The sequence below is a fragment of the Protofrankia coriariae genome (assembly GCF_001017755.1).
GTDB lineage: Bacteria > Actinomycetota > Actinomycetes > Frankiales > Frankiaceae > Protofrankia > Protofrankia coriariae.
This window is the reverse complement of sequence record NZ_JWIO01000002.1, coordinates 292,889-301,347: the sequence shown is the minus strand read 5'-3', so window position 1 is coordinate 301,347 and position 8,459 is coordinate 292,889. Positions and strand designations below refer to the sequence as shown.

The following is an 8,459-nucleotide window of genomic DNA, read 5'->3' as shown; positions in this document are numbered from 1 at the left end:
TTCTTATCTTAGCGGCATTGTGACCAGTAGAGGTGCTTCTTTACGATCTCCCGCACATCATCGATCGCCGGTGAGCCATCGACAACCCTCATGCGCGACACGAAGTTCCGTCGATGTGAAGAACTCAATGAAAGAAATTTAGACCTGGTAGATTCGGTGCCTTTGGCGCTGGATTTACGCGCGACATGTTCCAGGATGTTCAATGCGGCATCGATATCCAACGACTGCTCTCGAAGTGCGAAGACGGCGCTGCCGGGCTGAGTCTCCTGCGTTGTGACGAGCAGGAGGGCAGGACCGTCTGCATCCGCAGGATGGGATTCATCCATCCAAACCTGCAGTGTCCGCCAGAGATCATCCGCGTAGTCAGTTAGATGTTTTACTGCTGTCTGATGGTGTTTGATCTGCAATAGCTCCGTTGGCGATCCAGCATCCTCCCACGCCACGTCGTCATACAATTCCAACGTGATAGAAGCGTCTGGTCGACTGGATCCCAGACGTAGCAACTCCTGGAGTGCCCACCATGTCTGGTGCTGGTAGCCCACCGCACTGGGGGCAGCGCTGTGCGATGCTGCGTTCACGACACATAGTCTGGCGCTTTGGAACGATCTTGTCGAGGGTCTGGCCACGTCGATATTGGCGAGGCGATCACCACTGATGAGAGCGGTGACGTGCGCTTGGCTCTAGGTCAGAGCAGGCGGTGTCGGAAGGCGCGAGACGCCGGCCACGCGACGCGCCGGCGAGCACGGCGCGCCAGCGCCGCGCGCAGCCGTCGCGCGGCGCGGTCCTTGATCCTAAACAGGTAGATTCGGCAAAGCAGCGAAGACCGGTACCCAGAGGAAAACGTCGGTCCTCTCCACCGGGCGGATGATGTTGGTCGGCAGAACAGTCACGCCGTACTCGTCGAGAAGCCGGATGCTGTGGTCGAACGCCGGATGCGCGGTCAGGGTCTCCTTGGCATAGGGGGCGACGACGACCGGCAGACGAAGCCCGATCGCCTCGTTGAGCACGCCCAAGGCGGCGTTGTCGCTGATCCCGGCCGCCCACTTGTTGACGGTGTTGAACGTGGCGGGCACGACCGCGACGGCATCAGCCGGTGCTGCTCGCGGCTCGTCCGGACGCCGGGGCCTGGCCAGCACCGGGTTCCCGCTCACCCGGGTCAGGGCATCGACGTCGAGCCAATCAGCGGCGGCCGGGGTGAGGATGACCCGCACCGACCATCCCAGGTTCTGGGCCTGGCGGACGAAGCCGTCGATCTGACGGGCGGGCGGTGCCGCGCACACCACCGTGTAGAGCACCGGCGAGCAGGCCTCGGTCGGCATCAGGCGGCGATACCAGCCCGGTCAGCCACCCCGCGCAGGACCGGGAACGTCGACCCGCAGGCCCGCCGCAGCATCGTGCCCACCACATCCCGGGCCTGGGCGTGGAACCGCAGGACCTGTGGCGCGAGACGTTCGATCTCCAACACGTGCACGGTGGCCGTGGCATCGTCCCGCAGCCGGGCGTGTGCGTCCGCGACGTCGACGTGGACCTGTGCGCGTCGGCCCACCAACGACGACGGGAGCGCACTCGTGTCGATCCGGTTGCCGATCTCGACGGCGCCGGTCGGTGCGTCGCACGCCAGTGACACCCCCAGGGCGTGCAGCGCCACGTTCGTCGGCCCGAACCCGGACCACAACCGGTTACCGTCCCCGCCCAGCCGCTTCGCGTCCTCGGCCGCATAGGCGAGTCTCCGCCTGGCCTCGGCCCGGTCCCCTTGGTGTGCGGCGGTCATCGCCGCGAGCAGGAACAGCGCGCCCCGCGCGGACAGGACATCCGGGCTGTGGCCGTCACCCGTGCGGGTGAGCGTTTCGGCGGCTTGCAGGCTGATGCGTTCCGCGTCCTGCCATCGTCCGGTCTCGTGGAACACGCAGGCGATCTGCCGGTGGGCGGTGGCGGCGAGAGCGGGCGCGTGCGCGGTCAGGGCGGACTGTGCGGCCCGGTCCGCGCAGACCCAGGCAAGATCATGATCCTTTAGTTTGCTCGCGAGTTTCGCCGCCGCCAGGTAGGTGATCGACCGGGCGGTGTGCAGGTCTTCGGCGCGGGCGAACGCCGGAACGTCGACGGTCAGACCGTCGAGGTCGGTCACGGCACCGGGAAGCAGTGCCGCTGCCGCGTCGTACTCGGCTGCCTGGTAGCGGCGATGGGCCTCCCGGGCCGCACACGCCAGCTCCGTGACGCCCGTCGGAGTCGGCTCGTAGGCATGCCGCCATCCCGCCGGCGTGGTCACCGCGGCCCGCAGCCGATTGAGGATTTCCGGGTGTTCAGCGGAGGCGGTGGCAGCCCCGGCTGTCGTGCCGGGCACGGGTAGGGCTGCGGTGGCGCTGACGACCGCTGCCGCGCGGAGGAACTGTTGCCGGTCGACGTCCGTGCCTCCGTTCGCATTCCGTGCCGGGCGGTGGAAGCCGAGGTCCCGGTCGGTCTCAACCCGCAGGATCGCCCGCAACGCCTCCCGGTAACACCGCTGCGGCCAGCGGATGACCCCGCGTTCCAGCTTGCCGATGTAGTTCCCGTCCACCTCGGTGATACGACCATCCCGGTGGAACGTCCACCGGTTCACCCGCTCGGCCAGCTCCTGCCGCGACAGCGGCTCCCCCGGAATTTCGGCAGAACCGGTGCGCAGCCGGGCGGCGCGCAACTGCTCGTTCGGTGACACCGCAGACCGTCTCACAGCGTAAGCGTACAAGTGCGGACACGACCTGACGGGTCTTCGTACAGCGCGGGCGTGCGGACTTCCGATCCTCCCCCCGGTATCCCCCGAGTATCCCTCCGGGATCTCCCACGGTGAACGTCCCGACGGGGAGGCGAACGCGATGGACTTTCGGCAGCGGTTCCGGCCGGGCTGACAGCGGTCCCCCGGCGCGGTGCCGCACCTCGCTGGTTCCGGGCGGGTGCCTTCCCGGGCCACACACGGCCCGCCCGGAACCAGCCCTTCTTCTTCCCCGACCCGCGGAGGCGATACACGTGCACGACGAACAGGCGCTGTACGGGCTGGTCAGGTTCGACGGTGCGCACCAGCGGCAGGTCACGGGCATCGTGCTGGTCTTCGAAAGCGCCGCCGCGGCCGACCAGTTCGCCCGCACAGCGGGCATCGACGACTACGCGGTCGGCCCCGTGGAATTCCTCGCGACCACCACACCGGCCACCGTCCACCAGGCCGGAGCCAACCGGTGACCGCACAGAACCTCCCCCGGACCGCGGCGGCGCTGCGCGCCTACGCCCTCGCCGTCCTCGCCCGCGACGCCGCCTACGACCGCCACCCCCACGGCGACCCCGTCCTGCTCACCACCGACATGCGCCGCGGCCTGCACGCCGCCCTCACCACCACTCCCCCACCCCTGCACACCTCCGGACCAGCCACCACCCCCGGGGAACAGACCGCCTTCCACGCCGGTGTCCGGACCGCCCTGGACGCCGTCCACACCGCCATCGCCACCGCGCTCAGCCCCGACCAGCTCCGCAACCGCCAGCGCGTCCGCACCCGGCAGGCCTCCACCTCCCGGCCGGCCCGGACTTGCACCCCCACCCCACGGACCACCCCACCCGCCCTCGACCTACCCGGCGACGACACCCCGACCCCGCTGGGACTCGGCCCGCTCCTCGTCCTCGACGGCGACGGGACACTGCTCAGCCCCTTCGACCCGGACGCCTGGAACGCCTGCCACGCCTGGGCACACGCCCAGACCAGCCAGCCCGGCATCCGCCTGCCCGTCCAGATCGACGACCCCCGCAACCGCCAAACCTGGCAGATCACCCCCACCCGCTGCACCCACACCCTCTGGCTCCCCGACGATCACCCCAGCACCACCTACCCCTGCCCGCTGCTGCCCGACGCCCGGCCGGCGGACGGCTGAAGCACCCCGCCACCAGCCGCCGGCCGGTGGGGACGGTGTTTCGGCAACCACCCCCACCCACCGCAGGACAACCCGCAAACAATTCTGCGAAGATTCTTTTCCGTGAATGCTGGTAAGCAGTGGACACCAGCGGACGACTACGGACACCAACGGACGTCCATGGACATCATCACGACGATTCCGATGATCCGTACACGGGTATAGGAACGGGCATTCTGGACCGGTGACAGACGTTGTGCGGACGATGAACACCACCCGGGCGGAACGCATGCGTTTTCCGCTGGCCCGTCACGTCGTCGAAGCCGTTGCGGCGGAGAATGGAGTGTGCATTCGCCCGCTGGCGATACGCCGGGTTGATACCCACACCGAGGAAACAGCCGTGCTTCCCATGCCGTGCGGAGCCACCCTGGCATCGAAATGCCCGCCGTGCGCGGAACGGGCGCGGAAATTGCGGATGGCGCAGTGCAAGGCCGGCTGGCATCTCGACGATGAACCGTTGCCCGACCCGGACCCGCCTGGCGACGAGGCGAAAACCCTCGTCCAGCTACGGGCGGATCTCGAAGCCGTCCGCACCGACGCCGCCACCGGCCACGACGTGGATCAGGTCACCGAGGTGGACGATCTGATCTCACAGGTGGACGCGGCGTTGAACGATCTCGGCGTGCGCGGCAAGACCGCACCAGACACCCGGGACCGGCCCCGGCGGACCCGGTCGACCCGGCGGCGCCAGGACGCCCCCGACCTGCCCCGGCTGCCGGTCGACCGGCGCACAGTCGGGCGGACGTTCACCGCACCTGACGGGACGGTGTGGCGGCCGTCGATGTTCCTCACCCTTACCTGCGACTCCTACGGAAGGGTGACCTCCGACGGCACCCCAGTGGACCCGGACNGGCCCGCGACGCGATCCACTTCCCCAAGCTGCTCGACCGGTTCTGGCAGAACCTCCGCCGGGCGGTGGGCTACGACGTGCAGTATTTTGCCTGCCTGGAGCCGCAACGGCGTCTCGCCCCGCACCTGCACGCGGCCATGCGCGGCACGATCCCGCGGCTCCTGCTTCGCCAAGTGGCGGCGGCGACCTACCACCAGGTGTGGTGGCCCCCGTCCGACCGGCCGGTCTACAGCATCGATCGGCTGCCTGTCTGGGATGAGCAGGCCGGCGGCTACCACGACCCGGACTCGGGGGCTGCGCTACCGAGCTGGGATGAGGCGCTGGACGCGATCGGTGACGATGCCGAACCCGCGCACGTGGTCCGGTTCGGGGTGCAGGTCCGCGCGGACGGGGTGACCGCGAACAACGCGAACACCGGCCGGTTGATCGGCTACCTGACGAAGTATCTGACCAAGTCGTTGGACGCCTGCCACGCGGTGGACACCGACGCGCAGCGGGCGCATGTGGACCGGCTCGCCGACGCGCTGCGCTACGAACCGTGCTCGCCGGGCTGCGCGAACTGGCTGCTCTACGGGGTGCAGCCGAAGAATTCGCGGGCCGGGCTGGTGCCCGGACTTTGCAAGGGCAAGGTCCACCGGCGGGAAACCCTCGGCTTCGGCGGCCGGCGCGTGCTGGTCAGTCGGAAGTGGTCCGGCAAGACCCTCGCCGACCACAAAGAAGATCGGAAAACCTGGGTCCGGCAACAGCTCGCCGTGCTCGGCCACAGCGGCGACAGCGACCCCGTGGGCGGCTCGTCCGACCGTGTGGTCTGGCAGCTTCTCCGCCCCGGTGATCCGGCCACCCCGCGCCGGGAACACCTGCTGCTACGCGCGATCGCCGACCGGCACCGCTGGCGCGCCGAACTCGACGCGGCAAGGGCGACCCGCGGACATCCCGGCGCGGTTTCGGTAATCGATCCGAGCATGCCCGGTGCGGCCTGAGCCCTGCCCCGACGATCATCGGAGAGCGACCGTGCACAAGCTTCTTCTCACGACCACGGAAGCGGCCGAACTGCTCGGCGTCAGCCGCACCACCGTCTACGAACTCCTCAACACCGAGCAGATCGAATCCGTCCGCATCGGGCGGGCACGGCGCATACCGCGGACGGCGCTCGTCACCTATGTCGATCGGCTCCGCGGGCTCTCCGGCGGGGAGGTAGCAGCGTGATCGCGGTCAGGTCCGGCCATCAGACGGCCGGCGTTCGGCAATCCAGGCTTCCACATCTTCGGTGTTCCAGATGTGACCGGCGGCCAGTGTGGCGGTCGGCTTCGGGAAAGTCGGGTCTTCCTTCAACAACTGGTTCACCCGCGTGCGGCCCACCCCGAGCCGTTTCGCGATCTCCGCCGCGCCCATGAGGTGATCCGACATAACCCGACACTACTGGACGACCGTCCAGAAGGCGCGTACCGTCGCCATCGACTGGACGACCGTCCAGTCCGTCAGGCGGTCCCGGTGGGTGCGCCAACACCGCACCGAGACCTTGATCCCGACCCTTCATACCAAGGGAGCGAGACCCGATGCCCATCATTCCGCCTGCCTACGGCCCGTGGCGCACCCCGTCCAGCCAACCGCCGTTCGTGACCGTTCAGCGGTCCCACTCCGGTGACTACGCGGTGACCGTCCGGCCGGGTGCCGACCCGGTCGACGTGAGCTCGGCGCTCGGCGCGGTACCGGTGGACACCGTGTTCACCGAAGCCTTCGGCGACATCGACATCACCCTGATCTTCCGGATCATCCCCGGCACACCGGCGCTGCTGCCAACGGGAATCGGGAACCCGCCAGTCATCCCGGCGATGCGCTGACCCGCGCGGTTCTTTCCTCCATTTCTTTCCCGATCCTCTGGTAGGCGCCTTTCCTGCCGGGGAGCCGGCCGGGTCCAGGGTCGGCGAAGCCGATCACGCAGTGACGCGTCAGCGCCCTGGACGCGGCCGGTTCCCCGGCAGACCCTCCCGCGCTCCAGAGGAGCGGGCCACCCGCGCCACACGACATGAGCACACGGCGTTTTCCGGCGCTTCTCCCGCCTCCTTTTCCTCTCCGTTTCGTTTTCCGGCAAGGAGTGATCTTTCGTGTTGCCTGAACCCGACGACGGACCGCGGACGGTGTCCGTGATCGCAGCTCTGCATGAGCATCTCGACCGCGCCAACCGTGGTCAGGGCCGCTGGTTCGAGGACTCGACCGGGCACGAGGTGTTCGCCTGCGACATGGGCGACAGCCGGTACGGCTGCCCGTGGTGTGACCGGATCGCCTGGCCGGACGGCAACCCGTTGGACGGTGCCTGATGGCGAAGAAACGGCGCCGGGGCAACGGCGAAGGCGCGATCTACAAGGGTTCTGACGGTCGTTGGCGTGCCACGGTGGATCTCGGCTGGGTAGGCGGGAAACGGCAACGCAAGTACCTGTCGGGCCGTACCCGCGCCGAGGTCGCGGACAGACTCCGCACCCTCCACCGCCAGCAGGAAGACGGCGTGAAAATCGTCATCGGTGACAAGCCGCTCACCGTTGAACAATGGCTGACGCACTGGGTCGACCACATAGCCCCGGGACGGGTCCGGCCGTCCACTCTCGCGACCTACCGCGGATACGTGCGGAACCGGATCACTCCGGTTCTCGGACGGCACCGCCTCGACCGGCTCGAACCCGAACACGTGGAGGCATGGCGAAACGGGCTCCTCGACGCTGGCCTGGCGGCGGCGACCGTGTTGCAGTGCTTCCGGATCTTAAGCCGGGCGCTCAAGGTCGCCGTCCAGCGGGGCAAGGTCACCCGCAACGTCTGCACCCTCGTCGACGCGCCGTCCGTCGACCGGGACGAGGTGCAGCCGTTGACCGCCGGGCAGGCGCGGCAGGTCCTCACCCTCGCGGTCACCCGGCCGAACGGGGCGCGCTGGTCGGTGGCGCTGGCACTCGGGCTGCGTCAGGGCGAAGCGCTCGGCCTGCCGTGGGACGCGGTCGACCTGGACGCCGGGACGTTGACCGTCCGACAGGCGCTGCAGCGCCGGCCCTGGCAACACGGCTGCGCGGACGACCCGTGCAAGCGGAAGCGGGGCGGGAACTGCCCGAAACGGCACGGCGGCGGGTTCGTCATCGTCCGGCCGAAAAGCCGCGCCGGCCGACGCACGATCACCCTTCCCTCTCCCCTGGTCACGGCGCTGCGCGCGCACCGGGAGCATCAGGACGCCGAACGGGACACCGCCGGGGATCTCTGGAAGAACGAACACGGGCTGGTGTTCACCCGGCCGGACGGGCACCCGATCGACCCGGCGGCGGACTGGCGGGAATGGAAAGCCCTTGCCAAGGATGCCGGCGTGGCTGCCGCACGCCTGCACGACGCCCGTCACACCGCGGCGAGCCTCCTGCTCGCCCAGGGCGTGCCCGCCCGGGTCGCCATGGAAATCCTCGGCCACTCACAGATCGGCCTGACGCTCGGGACCTACAGCCACGTAGCGCCCGAACTGCGCACCGACGCGGCGACACGAATGGGCGAGGCGCTGTGGGGCTCCGACAACACACCGACTGCCGGCGAACCCGGGAACAGCGACTCAGCGAACGGCGAGCAGGCGGACGACCGGGAGGCCGACGAAGGAGACCAGACACCGACATGACACTTTGGCTGCCAACGTGGCTGCCAGGACAGATCAGAGTTGC

At 68.9% G+C, this 8,459-nt stretch carries 10 protein-coding genes and 1 pseudogene; 7 read left to right on the top strand and 4 right to left on the bottom strand.

What is annotated here, in order from left to right; genetic code table 11:
• Nucleotides 1-8: 8 nt before the first annotated feature.
• The 3 genes from FrCorBMG51_RS27820 to FrCorBMG51_RS02365 all read right to left on the bottom strand — a co-directional run bounded on the left by FrCorBMG51_RS27820 (nt 9) and on the right by FrCorBMG51_RS02365 (nt 2,707).
• Nucleotides 9-443: a hypothetical protein gene (locus FrCorBMG51_RS27820; protein WP_157180356.1), complete on the bottom strand. Its 435-nt coding sequence runs from the start codon at nt 441-443 to the stop codon at nt 9-11.
• A gap of 348 nt (nt 444-791) precedes the next feature.
• Nucleotides 792-1,319 carry a flavoprotein gene (locus tag FrCorBMG51_RS02370; protein WP_047221451.1) on the bottom strand — a complete coding sequence of 176 codons (528 nt, stop codon included), beginning with the start codon at nt 1,317-1,319 and terminating at the stop codon, nt 792-794.
• Entirely contained in the window at nt 1,319-2,707 is a 1,389-nt protein-coding gene (locus FrCorBMG51_RS02365; RefSeq protein ID WP_157180355.1) for a hypothetical protein, read from the bottom strand. The genes FrCorBMG51_RS02370 and FrCorBMG51_RS02365 overlap by 1 nt, the downstream gene beginning before the upstream one ends.
• A 293-nt stretch (nt 2,708-3,000) precedes the next feature.
• On the opposite strand from FrCorBMG51_RS02365, the gene FrCorBMG51_RS02360 reads away from it, so the two are divergent.
• From FrCorBMG51_RS02360 to FrCorBMG51_RS02345, 4 genes and pseudogenes are all read left to right on the top strand, one after another.
• Nucleotides 3,001-3,210: a hypothetical protein gene (locus FrCorBMG51_RS02360; RefSeq protein WP_047221450.1), complete on the top strand. Its 210-nt coding sequence runs from the start codon at nt 3,001-3,003 to the stop codon at nt 3,208-3,210.
• Entirely contained in the window at nt 3,207-3,890 is a 684-nt protein-coding gene (locus FrCorBMG51_RS24580; protein ID WP_052914229.1) for a hypothetical protein, read from the top strand. The genes FrCorBMG51_RS02360 and FrCorBMG51_RS24580 overlap by 4 nt, the downstream gene beginning before the upstream one ends.
• 244 nt (nt 3,891-4,134) lie before the next feature.
• A pseudogene (locus FrCorBMG51_RS02350) lies at nt 4,135-5,759 on the top strand (replication initiator).
• Between the two features lie 31 nt (nt 5,760-5,790).
• Entirely contained in the window at nt 5,791-5,985 is a 195-nt protein-coding gene (locus FrCorBMG51_RS02345; protein ID WP_047221449.1) for a helix-turn-helix domain-containing protein, read from the top strand.
• A gap of 6 nt (nt 5,986-5,991) precedes the next feature.
• On the opposite strand, the gene FrCorBMG51_RS02340 is transcribed toward FrCorBMG51_RS02345, so the two are convergent.
• Nucleotides 5,992-6,171 (bottom strand): helix-turn-helix transcriptional regulator, encoded by a 180-nt coding sequence (locus FrCorBMG51_RS02340; protein WP_047221503.1) that lies wholly within the window; start codon nt 6,169-6,171, stop codon nt 5,992-5,994.
• Nucleotides 6,172-6,335: 164 nt separating this feature from the next.
• On the opposite strand from FrCorBMG51_RS02340, the gene FrCorBMG51_RS02335 reads away from it, so the two are divergent.
• The 3 genes from FrCorBMG51_RS02335 to FrCorBMG51_RS02325 all read left to right on the top strand — a co-directional run bounded on the left by FrCorBMG51_RS02335 (nt 6,336) and on the right by FrCorBMG51_RS02325 (nt 8,416).
• Nucleotides 6,336-6,620 carry a hypothetical protein gene (locus FrCorBMG51_RS02335; protein WP_047221448.1) on the top strand — a complete coding sequence of 95 codons (285 nt, stop codon included), beginning with the start codon at nt 6,336-6,338 and terminating at the stop codon, nt 6,618-6,620.
• A 267-nt stretch (nt 6,621-6,887) separates the two neighbouring features.
• The gene (locus tag FrCorBMG51_RS02330; protein ID WP_047221502.1) at nt 6,888-7,097 is read left to right on the top strand and encodes a hypothetical protein; all 210 of its coding nucleotides are present in this window, start codon (nt 6,888-6,890) and stop codon (nt 7,095-7,097) included.
• Complete coding sequence (locus FrCorBMG51_RS02325; protein WP_047221447.1) at nt 7,097-8,416, top strand: tyrosine-type recombinase/integrase; 1,320 nt, start codon at nt 7,097-7,099, stop codon at nt 8,414-8,416. Before FrCorBMG51_RS02330 ends, FrCorBMG51_RS02325 begins: the two co-directional genes overlap by 1 nt.
• Nucleotides 8,417-8,459 lie beyond the last annotated feature (43 nt).